General features: G+C 38.4%; 19 protein-coding genes and 1 pseudogene. 2 read left to right on the forward strand and 18 right to left on the reverse strand.

What is annotated here, in order from left to right:
- The first annotated feature begins 10 nt into the window (after positions 1–10).
- Positions 11–235, forward strand: a complete 225-nt coding sequence (locus IGJ04_RS15105; protein ID WP_202579696.1) for a hypothetical protein — start codon at positions 11–13, stop codon at positions 233–235.
- A gap of 175 nt (positions 236–410) precedes the next feature.
- On the opposite strand, the gene IGJ04_RS15110 is transcribed toward IGJ04_RS15105, so the two are convergent.
- From IGJ04_RS15110 to IGJ04_RS15130, 5 genes are all read right to left on the reverse strand, one after another.
- Positions 411–494, reverse strand: a complete 84-nt coding sequence (locus IGJ04_RS15110) for a putative holin-like toxin (RefSeq protein ID WP_225624570.1) — start codon at positions 492–494, stop codon at positions 411–413.
- A 214-nt stretch (positions 495–708) separates the two neighbouring features.
- Positions 709–3,036, reverse strand: a complete 2,328-nt coding sequence (locus IGJ04_RS15115) for a hypothetical protein (RefSeq protein WP_113844423.1) — start codon at positions 3,034–3,036, stop codon at positions 709–711.
- A complete protein-coding gene (locus tag IGJ04_RS15120) occupies positions 3,036–3,335 on the reverse strand; it encodes a hypothetical protein (RefSeq protein WP_438840381.1) in 300 nt (99 codons plus the stop codon). The genes IGJ04_RS15115 and IGJ04_RS15120 overlap by 1 nt, the downstream gene beginning before the upstream one ends.
- A 222-nt stretch (positions 3,336–3,557) precedes the next feature.
- Entirely contained in the window at positions 3,558–3,644 is an 87-nt protein-coding gene (locus IGJ04_RS15125) for a putative holin-like toxin (RefSeq protein ID WP_219376566.1), read from the reverse strand.
- A 110-nt stretch (positions 3,645–3,754) separates the two neighbouring features.
- Entirely contained in the window at positions 3,755–4,234 is a 480-nt protein-coding gene (locus IGJ04_RS15130) for a hypothetical protein (RefSeq protein WP_016617536.1), read from the reverse strand.
- 130 nt (positions 4,235–4,364) lie between these two features.
- On the opposite strand from IGJ04_RS15130, the gene IGJ04_RS15135 reads away from it, so the two are divergent.
- Entirely contained in the window at positions 4,365–4,460 is a 96-nt protein-coding gene (locus IGJ04_RS15135; RefSeq protein ID WP_438840382.1) for a type I toxin-antitoxin system Fst family toxin, read from the forward strand.
- A 185-nt stretch (positions 4,461–4,645) separates the two neighbouring features.
- On the opposite strand, the gene IGJ04_RS15140 is transcribed toward IGJ04_RS15135, so the two are convergent.
- The 13 genes and pseudogenes from IGJ04_RS15140 to IGJ04_RS15200 form a co-directional block, all read right to left on the reverse strand.
- The gene (locus tag IGJ04_RS15140; protein ID WP_438840383.1) at positions 4,646–6,217 is read right to left on the reverse strand and encodes a DUF3991 domain-containing protein; all 1,572 of its coding nucleotides are present in this window, start codon (positions 6,215–6,217) and stop codon (positions 4,646–4,648) included.
- 63 nt (positions 6,218–6,280) lie between these two features.
- Complete coding sequence (gene mobP2, locus IGJ04_RS15145; protein ID WP_438840384.1) at positions 6,281–7,525, reverse strand: MobP2 family relaxase; 1,245 nt, start codon at positions 7,523–7,525, stop codon at positions 6,281–6,283.
- A complete protein-coding gene (locus IGJ04_RS15150) occupies positions 7,522–7,965 on the reverse strand; it encodes a hypothetical protein (protein ID WP_438760870.1) in 444 nt (147 codons plus the stop codon). The genes mobP2 and IGJ04_RS15150 overlap by 4 nt, the downstream gene beginning before the upstream one ends.
- Complete coding sequence (locus tag IGJ04_RS15155; protein ID WP_438840385.1) at positions 7,966–8,232, reverse strand: 50S ribosomal protein L7/L12; 267 nt, start codon at positions 8,230–8,232, stop codon at positions 7,966–7,968.
- 310 nt (positions 8,233–8,542) lie between these two features.
- Positions 8,543–9,250, reverse strand: coding sequence for a hypothetical protein (locus tag IGJ04_RS15160; RefSeq protein WP_438840386.1), 708 nt, complete (start codon positions 9,248–9,250; stop codon positions 8,543–8,545).
- A 21-nt stretch (positions 9,251–9,271) separates the two neighbouring features.
- Positions 9,272–10,383 (reverse strand): annotated as a pseudogene (locus IGJ04_RS15165) (lysozyme family protein).
- Positions 10,384–10,389: 6 nt separating this feature from the next.
- Positions 10,390–10,971 (reverse strand): hypothetical protein, encoded by a 582-nt coding sequence (locus IGJ04_RS15170; RefSeq protein ID WP_438840387.1) that lies wholly within the window; start codon positions 10,969–10,971, stop codon positions 10,390–10,392.
- Positions 10,971–12,917, reverse strand: a complete 1,947-nt coding sequence (locus tag IGJ04_RS15175) for a VirB4 family type IV secretion system protein (protein ID WP_438840388.1) — start codon at positions 12,915–12,917, stop codon at positions 10,971–10,973. The genes IGJ04_RS15170 and IGJ04_RS15175 overlap by 1 nt, the downstream gene beginning before the upstream one ends.
- Positions 12,901–13,491: a hypothetical protein gene (locus IGJ04_RS15180; protein WP_438840389.1), complete on the reverse strand. Its 591-nt coding sequence runs from the start codon at positions 13,489–13,491 to the stop codon at positions 12,901–12,903. Before IGJ04_RS15180 ends, IGJ04_RS15175 begins: the two co-directional genes overlap by 17 nt.
- On the reverse strand, positions 13,481–13,762 hold the full coding sequence (locus IGJ04_RS15185) for a hypothetical protein (RefSeq protein WP_438840390.1): 282 nt from the start codon (positions 13,760–13,762) through the stop codon (positions 13,481–13,483). The genes IGJ04_RS15180 and IGJ04_RS15185 overlap by 11 nt, the downstream gene beginning before the upstream one ends.
- 26 nt (positions 13,763–13,788) lie before the next feature.
- Positions 13,789–15,711: a pLS20_p028 family conjugation system transmembrane protein gene (locus IGJ04_RS15190; protein WP_438840391.1), complete on the reverse strand. Its 1,923-nt coding sequence runs from the start codon at positions 15,709–15,711 to the stop codon at positions 13,789–13,791.
- Between the two features lie 19 nt (positions 15,712–15,730).
- Positions 15,731–17,071 carry a type IV secretory system conjugative DNA transfer family protein gene (locus IGJ04_RS15195; RefSeq protein ID WP_438840392.1) on the reverse strand — a complete coding sequence of 447 codons (1,341 nt, stop codon included), beginning with the start codon at positions 17,069–17,071 and terminating at the stop codon, positions 15,731–15,733.
- Positions 17,071–18,087: a type IV secretory system conjugative DNA transfer family protein gene (locus IGJ04_RS15200; protein ID WP_438840393.1), complete on the reverse strand. Its 1,017-nt coding sequence runs from the start codon at positions 18,085–18,087 to the stop codon at positions 17,071–17,073. The genes IGJ04_RS15195 and IGJ04_RS15200 overlap by 1 nt, the downstream gene beginning before the upstream one ends.
- Positions 18,088–18,099 lie beyond the last annotated feature (12 nt).

The raw sequence follows: 18,099 nt of genomic DNA on the forward strand, positions 1-18,099 counted from the left end.
GAGGGATATTATGAATACGCTGCATGAAAAAGAAATTCAAGAATGGATATATAAAAACTTAGTAGATAAACATAAAGGTGCAGAAATTACCGGACAATCCGTTAAAGGGTTTGAACAATCTGTTCGCTTAAAATACATTACGCCTTTTTATGAAAATGAAGGAGCTGGACCTGCAAAAATACGTTTATATAAAAGATCTGATTTAGAAGAGTATGCTAAAACAAAGAAAAAATAAAGAACCTTTATATGATAAAGGTTCCTCACTAGTATTTATCCTATAGATATGTTAAAATATACATGAAAAGAGAGCTGTGCGCTAACACAACTCTCTAGTGTAGAACCGTTAAAAAGACGGTGGCAGTTTAATAGTTTTTACTTAAACCATCTTGCTGGCCAAAGCGAAAGATGGTTTATTTTTTGTTATTGTCATCTTTGATAGCTAAGACTAACATTGCAAATGCAATCATCAGACTTAAAGCTTCATAAGTTGACAAATCAGGCTCTCCTTTCTCTAGACTTGATACTTACGTTCATAAGCATCACCTCCTAGACTCTAGATTGCCACCATCTTTTCACTTTTCTACTAAGCTAGTATATCATATTTTTTTTAGTCTATATCAAGTTTTACCGTGGTTAGATAAAAAAGCCCCCAAAACCTGATCAGAGTTTTTTTTGGGGGGTGTGGTATTATCGTAAAGATTTACTTAACTATTTTAGTAATTCATACTCAAATAATTTACTTTCCAATTCATCCGAGTAATAGTTAGCCAATCTAACTTTTAATTCTTTAAGTTTGGTATTAACCTTTTCATTGTTATAAATTTTTTTGTCGTTCGCATCTTTATAGGAGGTATTAATATCTTCTTCAATCTGATATGTTCCATAATTATAACAAGGATTGTATTCTTGAGTATCTTTAACAAGATCCAACAATTCATCAAAAACACCTAATAACATGAGATCTGCTCTATCAAGTTTTCCATATTTCTCTTGTTCAACCAGCTCTTTACGTACTAAAGAATTTTCGTCTAAACACATTTCATTATTGTAAAAACGGCCATCTGTACCATAAAAACTTATACAATGATTTTTATGAGAAATGCATGTCCATAAAGTAGCCTTTCTTAAAAAATCAATATCTTTTTTGTACATTTCTCCTTTATCGGCCGTTGTATAATAAATGTCCTTTTCAAACCAGTTTTTTTGAGGATATTGTTTAGCTACAAACAAAGCTGTTTGTTCAGCATAATTAGAGATTCTCACTTGACTTCCATATCCATGATAGGTGGAAATCCTTGTCATACGAACATCTTGAGCAGTCAACCCAAATCCACTAGCTTCAAGATGGGCTAAAATATCTTCATTATACACCGGTTTAAATTTTTTATTATTTCTTATATACGTTTCTCGGCCGTCATATCCTACAACAGAAGTAGCAGCTTTATCAGTAGATAATTTTTTTGAATAGAGTTTAGAAAGCGTTGTATGAACTTTTTTGATAGTCACAAGTGCTACGTCTTTAAGAATGGCATCTTCAGGAACATCAATTACAGCAATTCCTTTCCCGGTTCCCCATTTTTTGTTGTCTTTCCAGATTTCTTTAGCCACAACAGAAATACTTTCTGTTGAAGTATCCTTTTCGTTTTTCCACAAAGCAACCAATAAAGAACTTTCTTGTGCTTTGAAATTTCCTCTATTAGCTAAAAAACCATCAACAAACACTTTAGACATTAACCCTACAGATTTCCAATATTTTACTGGTGCAAACAATACATATTGATCATTAGGATCCCGCATAAAATATTGTTCAAATGACCAGACAAACTGGTTAAGTAGATCCTTCGCATGGTTACTATCTCCTGCAAATTCAGCAGACATTAATCTGCGAATATAGCTAAATTTATCTTTCGTTTTAACATTTCCTTCTTGTGCACGTGCCAATTCACTAGAATATGGCGGATTTTCTAAACCAATAATAATTACATCGTTATCATCAATGATTTCTTGTAGTGTCGCATGTTTTCCATCCGTTTCCATAGGAATGGTTAGAAACTCTTCTGCTAAAGCATCTCCACTTGCCACTAAATTTCCTTGATTCGACCGTACAACTGCTAGTGGGGGGATAATTGCTCTTACTTTCCCAATATATTTATTATACAAAACCAGCCATTCTTTTATTTCATAAGTATTCAAAATAACATGACTTAATTCCTCATCCGTTAAATAATGTTCTAATGCTCCAGTACCTGCGCATCGATCCAATATAACGTAATCCTTACCTTTTGGAACATTATTAATTGCTTTCCTAACAAGTTTAGTAGCTTCTTTTACGTAAGGTAATGGTGTATAAAATGCGCCCAAATCTTTTCTATTCGTCGGATCATTTAAAACATCCATAACCGTATCAAAATCAGTTTCATTTCCATTCCAAGGTAAAATATAATTTTCAACTATAGAACTTTGAGGATTTCTTAGCATGTTAAACATTTGCGATTTTGTAACAGTTCTATCACGATGATAAATATAATTTGCCCAACCCAAAATATTCGGAAAATTAATAGCAAACTTTTGATAACTATAATTTTCAAAAAGTGCCAATAGTTCTTTATTTTTAGGGCTATTAGGTTGAAATACTGTAAAATCAAATTCATTTTCAGGCTTAGTTGAATTTTTTAATGTTAATTTTTTTACATCTTTTGAAGCACTATTAACATAATTTGTTTCTATTTCAGAACGATATTGTATTGCATCGTAAACATATGCATGGTCTTTACTAATATCTACAAGGACAATTTTACTAGGGATTGGAATGCCACCTTTATTTCTCAATTTCGAAAGATAGTGGATTGCTTGAACAAGTACAGCATTTAGATCCGCTATATTATTTTTGAATTCAAATAACGTACCATTCACAAGCCCATCAGTATTTTCAATTAAGACATCTTTTTCGTTAAAACCAAATGTCCTCCAAAAAAACAGATTATCTGCTCTTTCATTTCCAGATTGCCAACTTCTGTCTATTGAGAGAGGTGACACTATGCCACCTCTTCTCTTTTAGCCACCAAAAATAGACATCTTTGAGGAACAAAGACGTCTATTTTGCTGGCTATTTTTATTTTAATGTACGACAAATAAGCACGTATATTTAGGTTAACGTGCTGTGCTGTGCTGTGCTGTGCTGTGCTGTGCTGTGCTGTGCTGTGCTGTGCTGTGCTGTGCTGTGCTGTGCTGTGCTGTGCTGTGCTGTGCTTAAGTATAGCATTTGTTTCTCCTCTGTCAAGTTTTTTCAAAAAAAATTTTACATGATGAGTACTAAAAATACAATATTTTTTCAATTCAAAAATTCCTCCAAAAATATATTTACAACTAATCAATAAAAAAATAAAGAACCTTTATATGAATAAAGGTTCTTTACTAGTATTTATCCTATAGATATGCTAAAATATGCATGAAAAGAGAGCTGTGCGCTAACACAACTCTCTAGTGTAGAACCGTTAAAAAGACGGTGACTCAAATAAATGTTTTAACCATCTATCCTCTGTCAAAGTGTTAGATGGTTATTTTTTTGTGTTCGTATGATCTATAATCAGCAAAACTAACGTTGCGAATGCAATCATTAGCGATAATGCTTCAAATACAGACATGCTTACTCCCTTCTAGGGATAAAGCTATGAACCATAGGCATCACCCCTTTATTCAAGAGATTAGCCACCATCTTTTCACTTTTCTACTAAGCTAGTATACCATATCTTTTTTAGTCTATATCAAGTTTTACTGTATTCATCACTTGCACAAGTAAATATCTTAATGTTTCTATATGTTTTTCTAATTGATAAATAGAATATACTGTAAGCATTGGAATTTTGATTGAGTAACTAACCCAGCCTACACCACGTTTTTCTAATTTTATTGAAAAAGGAGAACCATAGCCAATTGATATAATTTTTTGCAAATTTTCTAATCCTGAAACATTATATATGCTATGACACACCCCAATCTCAAATTGATCATCGTCAAGAACGTTTATATCAATTACAATATTTCTACTACCTACCGTATAACTACCATCTTTATTCAACGTAAAATCATTGTATCCATTGTACTCTAAATTCGGAGTGTTCAAATTCAATAGAAATCTATAATCTTTCTCATCTGCTTCTGGATCTAACCAAAGAAAAGTACCTAATTTTTTCAATCTTTCCATCAACTCTTCATCACTAATTCTGTTGCTCATAATTGTTATTCCTTTCTAAATTTAATCGTAAAATAGCAAATAACCGTTTAGAATTACTGTCTGCTTATCAGCGTTGTTTTTGTTTGTTATAATAAAAAAGGCAACTTGCCTCGAAAGTGAGGTGTTACCTATGAAAGATTTACTCTCTTTAGTTATCGCACCTATTTTTGTGGGGCTAGTCATCGAACTAGTTTCTCATTGGTTAGATAAGAAAGACGATAACTAGCAAGTTGTCCTAACTCATACGCTCGTATTCGCAACGAGCGAAAAAAGAACCCCAAATCTCTGACCAGATTTGGGGTTCTATGGTGTTACCTTAAAGATTTACACTCTTTTCGCACTTTTATTATAACAAGCATCTGTGTGTAAATCAAATAAAAAATCCTACTAATTCAATGAACAAACGTACTTTTACACGCGAGCCATTTCTTTTGCTTTCGCATATTTTCTTTGGTCTTGTTTATCTACTGCTTGATATCCGTAATTTTTAATTAAGAAGGCCATTTCATGCGCTGACTCTGCCTCATAAAATCCAACGGTCTGTTCAAACCGTTTGCGGGTTGCTACAACCGTCTGTTTCCCTTCTTTTTGCTGCATTGTTACTTCTAAGTGTTCTCCGTCTTTTCGCTCATAACTTTCTTCCAGTAATTTTTGTTCAACACTCCGTGCTGTTCGAACTTTTAAAACGTCGTTCCAGTCCTTATAAATGACATCCATCGGCTTGTAACGTTCTTCTTTATATTGTGTATGATATGTGGTTATTTTCGATTCTAGGCGACGTAACGCTTCGTCTGTTATTTCTAGTTGTGGCTTTCTTAAAAAGGCTTGAAGGTCGATATAGCCTGTGTTTGGATTACGAGACTCATTCAACGCCTTTGCCACCTGTATAGAAGTTGCACGCACGTCTATCTCATGATCATTTCTTTTTTCTGGGTCTTTTGCCGCATAATAGCCACGATAGTTCCAGCCATTGCCCACTGTCGTTTTATTAGACATATTCGTCAATGCTTTATGAACCCCTGCAATCAATTCCCACTCTACCGCACCATTTACGGCAGCCGATGCCGCTTGATAGTGCTGAATGTTTTCTTTTAGTATCCAATGGTCCAAAGGAATAAGGGAATGAAAGTGTTTATATTGACTCATTCGATCCCAAAACTCATGGCCTGTTGGATCATTATCCAGACCAAAATAAACACCTGCCGTCGGTCGCGTTCCTTTGGTTTCTTTCATGTATTTCATCGCAGATACAACCGTTTCAATATTCATGCCGTGCCGACCGTCTAAACAGAACAACATACAATCTTTTAATCGGTCTTTATTTAACGACCAATACGACAAAGCATCGATAGGCGCTTCAAAAAATAAAATCCTATCTGGGTTCTTACCAATCGTCACATTAAAGCCAAAGTGTTTTTGCGAATTTTTAGCAATTTTCTTTACTACGCCTCGTGGCTCATTCTTATCTAGTGCAATGCCTTGAACAGTGGCACCTACGCGTCTTCCTGCATCATTCCAAACAAAAATGGCTTGGCCTAACACGTCTTGTTGAATCATTCCTTTTTTTATTAGTCCCCGAACAATCTCTTCATCCAAACCACGCTTATTGATTAAATAGTTCTCTACTTGTTCTGTTGACGGAGCGTGTTTGAAATAATAACGAAACGGTTCTTTTTTCTCTTCTTTGATAGTGGCTTTGGGAAATTCTGTTTGTGTTAATAGCGCCACACACTCTTTAAACGAACCTAACTGTAAATAATGTTGCGCAAAAGAAATCGTATCTCCGCCCAGCGTCTTACCGTCTGAATTGACCACTGAATTTTGCCACCACTGATTGGTGAACTTATTAATACGTAAACTATCATGTGCAGCGTCCGTTGCCCACTTGTTCCCTAAGTCAATAATTTCTACTCCTTGGGCTCGGGCAAAGTCGACAATCGACACTTGTTTCGCTTTTTCCTTCAATTCCGTAAATGTTGGCATCGGTCTTCCTCCTTTAATTTTCATACACAAAAAGCACAGCGTATATGCCTTACGCTGTGCTTTTTATCGACTATTTTCTTGTTCTTGCTCACGGAGTAATTGTTGATAGATTCGTTGGTTCCGAGAATGTTCAACCTGTCTATCTAATCCCCGCTTAATTTTATTTAGTTGTTTCTGACTCACTAACGGTTTTTGCTTAGTGGTCTTCTCCCACTCCTCTTGATTCGTTTCATACTGACGAGGAGCACGCTTCTTTCGTTCCTGGTCTTGTTCCTTCATATCTCGCAATAAGGAATTTCCTAACCGCGTATACAACTCATGGTATTTATTTTTCCGATAATCCAGAATTCGTTTGTACTCTATATCCCCTGTTCCGTATGCTCGTTCCCGAACATCCATTTCTTCTTGTAACTGCTGGTCTAATTGCGAAACTAAATAAGGTTGATACTCAGACAAGTACCGCTCAATGTATTGATCAATGAACGGACGCGCTTCTCGTAATACGTGATTGTTATACTTCCATAAACGTCGATCGTTTGGTAAGCGATCATAAATTTGTGTGTACAATTGCCGATACGGTTCTTCCCGTAACGCTGCTTTCCACGAATAACCAGGTCCTGTAATTTCTTTCCGTATTAAAGTAGAAATTTTTGCTAACGATTGATCACGGTCTAAGAGATTACTCACCATACGACTTCGCACATGGTCCAAGGTCTTTTTGTGCCAGCTCCCCTTTCTAGCCTGATACGTTTCTCCTGTTTTTCGATTCGTATAAATCCCATAGGGGCGTGTTGGTTCTGGTTCTACAATCGCAAAATGGATATGAATGTTATCCGTATTGTAATGAATAGAAGCCGCCCAGTTCGCCGAGTCTGCCAACTGTTCTTCCACTAACGTTTCTTTCATCATATGTCGAAACGCATTTTTTATATCGTCTGCTTGTAACTGCTTCGTCCGAGGATTCCAAAAACCATAGTGGGCTAACCAGTCATTGTCAAACGACACCACCCCTTGCCACATAACCGAGTCTTGTTCTTGTGCCTGTTGAAAGACTTCTTTAATCGATCGCCGTTCTTTGGTAGTTAATTGATCCTTATTCGCAGTGAACAGCCCATCGCTTTTTTCAGGGTTGCCCATGTATTCTAAGTACCCCTCTTTGTCTTTGGTTGCGGCATTGAATTTCTCAAAGTGTTCATTACGAACAGCCTCGTCTCGGTCCAAATAATCCACATACGTTTTAAAGGTTTCTGCTTTTCCTGTGACGTATTGAAACGCAAAGACCACACCTGGTCGTTTCTTCTCGATCATTCATTCCCCTCCTGCGGCCCCTTGTATCGTTCACGGTTTAACTTCTTCGTTCGATACGCGGCAATCTCATCACTCACTCGTTGGATTGCTTGCTTCATTGGCTTAGCTACCAAGTCACTCATACCACCTAGAGAAGAAATCCCCTCTTTGATTAACCGACCATTCTCAATCTCCATCAGCACACGCGTATTTTTATCGATGTATCCTGTCCGAATACGTATCGGGTCCAGCTCTTTTTTTACGTCTTCGAGGAGTTCTTTTTTTAATTGTTGTAAGGTCTCAAGCTCTTCTTTCATTCGTGCATGTTCTTCAAAAATCATCGTAAGTAGTTCAGCGTTTTTCTTCCCTGGGTATTGTTCCGCATAGCGTTCAATGTAGGATAGCCCAAACGGACTATCCTCATTCGTGAACCTCGCTTCAAATCGTTGAACAGAATCCATTTACACACCCTCCCCAAATTCTTTGAGGAAGCGATCAATGACCGCATCCTGTTGTTGAATGATACGCAACGCTTCAGACAAAACCCGCTCGTGGTTTTTGACCAGCGCCTCCCACTCCAAACGTTCGCCGGTGAACTCGGCGCCTGCCACGTGAGAGGCAAGCACAGTCTTTGCGTAGGCTTCTCGGCTGACGCCTTTTTTTGTCGCTAGGTCGTCCAGACCCGCCAACGTTTTTTTTGAGAGCTTCCTTAATAAAATATCTGCCATAAGTGTCTTCCTTTCGTTCAAAATATCAAGCGAAGCACGATAGAGGAAGCGGAGCTTCCTGCTATCGCGTTACAGAGAGTCTGTGGGCTTGGCCACAAGTGCACAGACTCTTTGTAAGAGCATAAGGGGAACCTGATATCAAAATTGATATAAACCGCAGTGCGGTTTGGTTTTAGCGTGATATCACTTTTTTTGTGAATACCGGTAAAATTGCCTGTTTTACCGGTACTTTCTTAACGGTAAAACTATGGTTTTTAACGGTAAAATCATTTTTACCGTTAAAAACACCCAATTTACCGGTAAAAAAACCTCAATTTCCCTCTAATTTTTTAGCTAATTTTTGGTACTGAACCATCATTTTTTCCTGTTCATCCACTCGTTTTTGCTCTTCCTCTATGCTATGAGTCAACGAACGAATCTTGGATTGGTTCTGAGAAATTTTCCCTTCGTCCGTTTTTTTAGCTTCTTTCTGCGCTTCTTTTTCTAGAAAAACATACAAGGTTTTCAAGTAAGCCTCCTCTGTTTTTGGCTGGAATTTCTTCTGATGGTTCGCCTTTTTTACTGAGACCGGGAAGAGCTCAGAACCACTAATCAAACTCTTCTGTTCACTCTTTGTATACATCACCGCAAGGACAAAATCTCTGTCTTTTTTAACGGATTTAACGAACAGTTGATAGTAATCGTCTGTGATTTTTTCCACCTTGACGTCTAGCTTACTCAACATGTTTTTAGTCTTTTGGACAACGGGTTGAATAGGGTCTAGCGGGTCAATTTTGTTGACCTTAAAGTACACACCTAGCTGTAGAAGCTCTTGGTCTTCGTAGTAGTTGGCTTCCACTAACTGAACCACATTTTGCCCTTGCTCAATGTCCTCTCCAATCTTTACTCCTTTGTCTTTTTCATTGCCTGAATAGAAAAATAAACTACCAAACAAAACAAAGAAAATCGTTAAAAGGACTCCACCCATTCGCCGATATTTCTTCACACGTCCATCCTTTAATGACAGTTCTGGAATCATGGTTTCTCCTCCTCTCACTCATTATTTTTTACGCACCAGGCTCGTTACAATTGGGTATTCTTTTCCCCAAGGTCGAGTGTATTTTGCCGCTACACGACCCTGCTCTGCGTTCTGTTCATAGGTGGTAAGTTGACCGTTTCCGTCAACGCTGGCTACCACACCGGTATGGCCATAAACTTGGGGGGCATACCCACCTTGACCAAAATTAATAACGTCTCCGGCACGCACATCATTGTAGCTAGGATTCAAGATAACTTCCCATCCATAGGCAGCCCAATCATAGTCTGTTCCTATCTGTGAGGCATACCATTTATTGGATCCCATCAATTGCGGACCACCTAATTGTGTGACATAGTAAGCCGTGAGCCCGTAACACTCTCCATTGTTCAAAGTTTGACCTAAAACACCATCAAGCGTATTAATCGCACCTGTACTTCCTTCTTGTTGTTGCGACGTCACATAGCGTTTTACCTTGTCACAATAAAAGAAGTTCCCGCCATTCAAATAGAGGTACCCACCATTGTACGCAACAGCGATTGGATCATTGTAAGTGTATCGTTCTCCAGTAGTATTTCCTAAAGACGGCGCCACCACCGTTAACGAATATTTATCCGCCAACTCTGTCGAGTGCTTCTTACCATTTTGAGAAACAAACACATTGTAATTACTCCCGAAGTTATACGATTGAACAGCCGTCCAACGGTCATTGCCTAACGCTCGCGCTTGGTTCAAGCACTGCTTGTAATACCGAACCCCTTGTCGTATCGACGACTCAGAATCTGCCAACGCAAACTGAGGCAAGCCTGCCGACTCACTACTCTGCATAGGGTCAGGTTCTTTCCCTCCAGACTCCACCATCATGATGGCCAATAAGACGGGAACTTCTTCAGAAATGTTTTCCTCTTTGGCGTATTTTTCAACGATGGCTTTTTTTGCCAACACTTCTGGACTAAGGTTTTGATTCCCCAAAACCCCTGAAACATTTCCTCCTTGTCCGCTACTTGCACTGTCTGCTTGTGCTAAAAATAAAGCGCCTGTCGCAAGAAGAATCACCGAGAAAAAATAGCGATCGTGAGAAAAAAACTACCAGGAAGAAGCCAACATAATAACTTATGCTTTAGGAGTTTTTTCACTAGGCATTACCTCTTTTCTTCAAAAGAAACCTCTTCAATTTTCCAGTCATTCCCACTTTGGCCAAACAATAATTTTCCAGTCATTAATACGCCTCGATTCTGTTTATCTACACTCATAAAGGAGTAAATCAATTGCTCTTTTGCCCCATAATGAACCACTTCTTCCTTCTCTATGTTTTGAATAAACTGATAAAGAGGAATCTGTCCAGAAGCCAATTGTTTCTGGACAGATTCGCTTGTAATGGCCTTGATTGCTGGGTCTTTTTTCACGTCTGGGTTCATTAATGAAACGATAAATTGCGTGCCTAGCGCTTCTAATTTACTAATCGTATCCAAAGACGACGCATTCCAATTGGCTTGGTCTACAGCACGTTTAGAAGGCTCTTTTTCTACTGAAGAGGACGACGTTTCCATTGACTCAGACGAACTGTTAATCGTTGAAGCATCTTCTTTCATGGTGGAGGAAAGAACATATTCCTCAACGTCCCCTTTTCCTTCATTACGGAAGAAAAGCGAAACCATACCTATAAGTAAAAACACGACAAAAAAGCACGCAATAAACACCCGAAATTCTTTTGGCTGTTTCACTACGCACCACCTCCAAAGATATGCAATTCTTCTTTAGAAACTTCTATTGTCATTAGTAGATTTTCTGCACCATCAATACAGAGAAGTCCTTGGCCACTCTTAAAATTAGGCAATAACTCATATTGACGTTCGGTAATACTGTCCCCAAACAATTCTCGAATAATCTTTAAAGAAACTTGACTATGCTTCAATAAGAAACGATACTGACACAACCCATACAATTGTGAAATATCATTCGCAGCTTCTGCCATGTCTTTGTCTGACACCTGATCCATATTTGGAAACATTCGCTCCAACCGTTGGGTTGCCAACCAAATGCCTCCAAACAACTTCCGTGCTTCAGACATCATGGTCATAAAGAACCGTGTAACGTAAGACTTCGTTGTATTGATCCAGTTGTGGCACTCGTCTACCGCTATCACAAAATGTCGAGCCAAATCAAGCGCTTCTTCTGAATCCATTTTCTTTATCCGTTCATTATACAGATCAAATTCTTTCAACCCTTGACGCATACATGCTTCATGTGTTTGGTCAATAGCGTTGTACATTTGTAAGTCTTGAATTTCTCCTGAAAGCTGTCCCAAAGTATTCGTGTTATAACAAACAACCTGCACATTGCTTAAATCTTTGAACGTCGTATGGCCATTAAACATATTGCCATACTGCTTTCTTAATTTGGTTAACGAAAGAAGAATACTTGAATAATAGCTTTGATACTCTGGATCACTTTCTTCTTCCTTTCGTTTTTCAAAATAAGTAATTACGTCACTTAAAATAGGATACTCTTCCACTGGAAGCGACGTGACAGGTTGTGTTTGTCGTTCCCCAATCAACCCAATGTCTTCATAAAAATCATGAAGAGTATTCGTATAAAGGGTTACTACGTCCTCTTTCGCTTCTTTGTTAAACATACGATACTTAATTCCTGCTTTTGAAATATGTTGCTGAAAAGACGCTTTTTCGTCCACCGTGCCGTCCTCACGGACGACCGTTGGAAATACTTGATACATATTAATCATGCCGTCTGTGCCATCTAAATTAACGACTGCGCCCTGAAACAAGCGAACCAACGCATTGGCTTCCTTCGTTGTGCCAAAAATACGAATCAAATCACCACGCATTGCGCGATCAAATAACATCGCTTTTAATAGCGTTGATTTTCCCGCACCCATATCTCCAGATAAAAACACATTGTAGTAAGTGCGTTTGTCTGTTTTCGCAAAAAAATCAATGTATACCGTTCCACCAGAAAACGTCGTACCATAATAGCGCCCTCGTCGGTCATTTAACGCTGTTTGGTTATGAGAAAAACCTAACCCCATGACTTCACCAGGCAAAGGCAAACTTTCCCTGGAATTAGATAGTTTTTCTTGTTCATGAATTGGTAAAAACATCGAACGGTATTCATCGTCGTTTTCATCCATGAATACCGTTCCTGTATACCCATCACTACCCAAAGTCTGCATAATCGTATTGACGCGCTTTTCTAGCCCTTCTAATGTGGCATCATACACAAAAATTCGTAAATGAACTTGTTTGATTTGTTCTCCTGTCTGACTCAATGCCAAAGACCATTCCCGTGAAATCTGCTCTTCTGCCGCTAAATCATCCGCTGTAGTTTGATTAGGGGCACGTCGTCTTTGAGAGGCAATTTCACTGACAGAATCAGAAATTGCTTTTTTATAATCCTTATCTTCAGGCGTATAATAATCCACAATTAACAACGTATGTGGCATTACTAAATTTTTAATCCAGGTATCTGTAAACAACGTGGGGCGATCCACCACATGAATACACGTATTGTAACTATCACCAAAACGCAAGAAAAATTCATGTGCAGTAGATACGCCACCTTTTGGTTGCGTATCATAAATCAACTGAAGATCTCTTCGTGTTTGTTGGGTATGTTCTGTTTGATCTTTTATCTGTTTATTCTTCTTCCACAAGTCGAATCCCTCCCGTATTATTCATTAGTTGTAAGACCAACACTTTATCTTGTTCAGAAATTACCTGATAGTCATATACTTTGTACTTCTTAATTTTGCTTAAATTATTTTCTAACTCTTTGATGGTATCTCCGAAAAAACACGTAAATGAGGTGAATCGCATCACATTTTTTTCTAACCACTTTAATTTTTCTAATTCCGTGTGTAAGAGTCGTAAATGAACGGGATCTGTCGTTGAATCAATCATTTTTTTATAATATTGTTGTTGCGTTTGATTTCGTTCAGGGAAATTCATATACACTTCTTTGACGGAACGTTTGTATTCCCGCATAAATTCCCACGCATTCTCTTCAATGTAATCTAGTTCATCATAAGTTAGATAATCCAAATCATACTTTTTAGGCACTGTAATTTCTGCATACAATTCCCGGTAACTATTTCTTAACTTGATGTACCCTTCTGGTGTCATGCCTGCAACGGGATACAATTTCGTTAATTCCAAAATCCGCTTTTGATTTTTCTTTGCTTCTCGGGTTTGTTTTTTCTTTCGTTCTGCAATCGCATCAATTCCCATGATCTTCCTCCTCTGCTTTTGGTGGGTGAATAGGGTGATAGACCCCGCGTGTTTTATAAAACGCGCGGAGAATCACCTGAAAATTCTTTTTGTTGTGTACTTCAGACGGACTAATCAAAAAATAAACCGTTATTGGAAACAAAATCAGCACAATCACTTTGAATATCCCTACAAAAAAAGTAGATAGTAAAAAGCCAAAAGGAATAGCTAAAACCGCAAGAAGAGCGTCTTTTAAGCTTAATTTTTGATTGTATTTTTCTTTTTCAATCAATCGTTTTGGCACAGGAATTTGTCTTCTCATGGTTTATCTCTCCATTTCTCTCCTGTATTTTTTCCTAATTCATAACTTCGTACGCCACCGCGTACCAGTTTGGTTTGTGCAAGGTTTTGTCGTGTAGAAATGTATTTATCTACCATAGCGTCTTTGAATGTATCGTCAGAGCTTGGTGTAGATAGATCTCTTTCCAATCTTGCTCTTGCCTCTTTAGCAGCCATTGGTAAGGTTGCTGGATTAGCCTTCGGTTCTGGTTGTTCAGCTAAATTGCCTGCTTGATACGCAGCTAAATGTCCTGGAGAAACCGAAACTTGTTTTTTCACTCCATTTTTGGAGAAATCGTTTGCCGGTGTTGCTTTTCCAGCTTTTTCTCCAATAGCTTTTCCTAACTCAGGAGGTGTGAAAGTACTATCTGATTCAGCTCCAGTTAAATCATTTAGTAAATTAGCTGCTTCTTTAGGATCCGTAATCATTGGTGGGGTAGGTTGTTCACCATTGCCTCCTGAAGGTGTACCCTCTTCCCCAAAGCCATTCGCAGAAAGATTGGTTTTTGGTTCTGGCGAATGATTAGGGTCTGTGTTTTCTTTGTTTCCTGCTGTTGGTGGGTTGTCTTTTGTGCCATTTGTTTGAGTAGTCTTTTCAGGTTTAGCTTTTGGCCCTGTGGAAGCTCCACCTTCTGGAAGAGGGCCTCCTTTAAAGCCTTTCAATAAACCGCCTAGACCTGCACCGGCATTCGTTGCGCCTCGTACAGTTTTTCCTCCAACAGATTTTGCCGTCTGCATAGATTTAGATACACCACTTGCCATGGCTTTTCCTGCACTGGCTGCGGCCATACTGCTTTGTGTAAAGCCGACTAAACTTCTTCCTACAGAACTTAAGCCCGCATCAATGCCAAATAACTGTTCCACAATATTTGGACCATCAATTGCGGCCATTGCACCGGCAAGAATCGCAATAATATCCCATGGTTTTTCTAACGACAATTCTTTTACCGCAGTCATATACAAAACAAAAATGTTCAATAAAACAGAAAGCAAGTACAAAACAATAAACGAATCTCTGATTTTAAACAATAACGTCTTGTTTCGTTGCCCATTCTCTAAATCCGTTAGTGTCACACCATAACTCAACACCCGCATAGCACCAATCTCATAACAAATTTTTCCTGTTTTAAAAATGGTAAACACTAAAACAAGCCCATAAGCAAGCAGTTCTAAGAAGATATACCAAGGGTGCCAAGAATAACGGTAATAAGCCTCGTCCCACTTGAAAACGCCTTTCATTTTGGCAAGTTTGGCTTCACCATTTACTTCTAGTACTTTCTTCGTTAAAATTTCTTTTCCCTCTTTCGATAGTGGCGATTCTTTAAACAAATGTAAGTCGGTATCTACTTCTTCAGATATATCCAATAGATTTAAATTTTGTGTTTTTTGAATATCATTTACGCCTACATCATTGGCTGGATATTGCCACCCTTGTTTGTCAATGGTATACAAATCCGTAATATTGTCTTTAAAGATTTGTAGCGTTGCTTCGGAAGGCTGTTGTAGTCCTTCTCGACCAGCTGAGACCAATTCTCCCGCTTTGCCCATAAAAAAAGGCAATCCTACAAACATTAGAATTGCCATCAATATATTATTCACGATTTTTTGTTTGTCTTTTTTAGGGTCACCGATTAAGCGAAAGGCGATCCATAGCATCGCCAACGTCATTAACGAAATAACTACCGGACGATACGGATCAATAAAATTTCTAACTGCTTGGCTGTCCCAAAAATTCATTAATTGATACATTTGGGACACACCTTCACCTAAAGCATCCACAAACCCTTTAATACCAAACAATAGATTGAATGAGATATCTCGCGCAGCACTGACCCAAAATTTCGAGATATTCAATAACGGGTCAAACTCCAACAATCGAGCAATGATTTCTTCATTGGACATCGATTCCTATTCCTCCTTCCTAGCGTTCTACCATACTGTAAAATAGTTCTTGAACCTCAGGAATATCGAAATAAATCAACCAATTTTCTACTTCTTCCACTGTATCTAAAGAAAGAAAACGATCGTATTGGTCTTCTTCCACGGAACGTTGAACAATGGCGCGCATCAAAGTTAATTGATCCTCACTAAACACGTTGGTTAATAAGGTAAACGTGTCATGAATAGGTTCTAACTCTTCAATCATGGTAGAAACTTCTTCTGGCAACGTTTCTTTTGTTGTCCCATGTATATACTCCACTTCTTCCACCTCCCTTGGCTCTTCTATTTCATCATGAGAAATTTTTGGTTGTGGATCTTTTGTATAAACCCCAGTATCTTCTATATCAACCGTATCAATCTTAAAGTCGATAATTAACTCCTCCATGCAAAGATACGCATGTGGACTTGGTTCTCCATGTAATTCCTCAAAAGTCATTGGGTGATCAAATCGAGGCATTAAATACTCATAGCGGTGCAACATTTTGGTTCCCTCTGCTTCACACGCTCGAATCGGTCGTGGCTCAACGCCATTCCCTTTTAAGTCTCTACGCATTTTCGTCCGATAAACAATCCATTCTCCAGGCTTCAATAACCGTAGCTCTTCTTCTTTTAACAATTCTCGTCCGTCTTCTGATTCACCATAACTTTTATCCATGCTTAATGGATCCCCATGTCGGCTAGTAGAAATAACCGTTGTTTCCCCTAACATACTACAGAAATACTTCGCATCGTCTTCTCCGTCTCCCATAATATAAATCTTGTTTCCACACGCATTTATTAAGGCACGGGCGCCTTCTTTTCCATAGTTTTTGTCTAATTGCAACATTGATTGGGTGATCAAGTAATAAATCATTCCACGCTCTAAGCCGACATTCATATGGCGTTCTAAGCCTGGTACAGCTGGAAAATTGGCTACTTCTTCCATGACGCTTTTTACTCTACGCGGCAATTTAGAGTCTCTAGATAAAGTTGCGCATTTCGCCAACACATAATTCATTTGTGTTAAGAAGGTGGAAATTAACGCATAGTTGGAATCGTCGTAGTCTGGATAAACAATAAACAACGCTACTGGTTTTTCCCCATACGCCAATTGTTCAAAAGCAAAATTACTTTTAGCCGTTAAACGACCAATACTATCAAAGGTAAAACTCTTTAGTTTTGCCATTGTACCTGTATAAATCCCAGAACGGGTAATTCCTTGAGAAAATCGAATTGTCGAAAATTGAAGTTTCGCTGGATTCGTTGGCTCTAAATCACTGAAAAACGCGTCCAAAGACGTCATGCCATTTTCGTCTGGATCTTGGCCCAATTCACTCAACATTACCGAAACGGTATAATAGTAACTTTTTCAGGTTCGTCTTTCTCTTTACAAAGAAAACATACTGCTAAAATTAGCGCATTCACTAGCGCAATAGACGCTTCTTCCCACATAGGGTCTGAATGAGAATGTTCGTTATGAAACAAGGAGTAAGTGAACGTGTTACATAACAATTGCGCTGTATCGTAATCGCCTTCCCAATATGCTTTTTTGATTAATTCTAGCGGATTATACCCCATTGAATACTCTGGCTTTACTAAATTTAAACACCAAACGTCATAGCCAAAACGCTCAAACTCTGCTTTGGTATTTTTAATCATATTCCCCTTTAAATCAGTGATAATCACCGAATCTTTTTCTTTTGCACGCATAATCAGGTCTAGCGTTGGATAAGTATACATTTCTGTTTTTCCAGATTGTGTTCCCGCGTCTACCCAGGCATTAGTCTTATTTCGGTCCATAAACACATACCCCTTCGAACAAAAAGGCAGTGAAAATCCTTGAAGCTTCCATAAAGAATACCACACAGGCGACAAATTAAAATGAAGAACCGGAATCCCGCTTTCTCCTTCATATTCTTCCTCATTCAACGCCACGATTGGATATTGTTCAAGCATTTCTTTAAAGGTTGTCCATCGAGCAACCCCTTTTGTGCCTTTATTCAAATCCCGATAAGCAATCCGCATTTGGTATAGTTTTTTTGGTACAAGCAATAACCAAACAAGCAAAACTGCTAGTGGGAAAAAGCGCATGTACGCACCGAACAAAGGCGCTGGTTGTAACGGAGACGTTTGTAAGAGATAGGTCCATAATTGTTGCCCAATAGACGGACCGTTTTCCATCAGTTCTGGTGAAATCCCTTGATTTTTTATCGTAACTAACGCAGATAAGCCTACATAAAGAAGTTTTGTGAGAATATTTAATCCTATAAGCAATGCAAAATAAGAGGCTACACCAACAAAAGCAATCGCCAAAGGATGGGAAAGAATCACTTTCCATTGTTTATATTTCTTATGCATGAATCTCCCTCC

This window comes from Enterococcus sp. AZ050 (assembly GCF_051715085.1).
Lineage (GTDB): Bacteria > Bacillota > Bacilli > Lactobacillales > Enterococcaceae > Enterococcus > Enterococcus faecalis.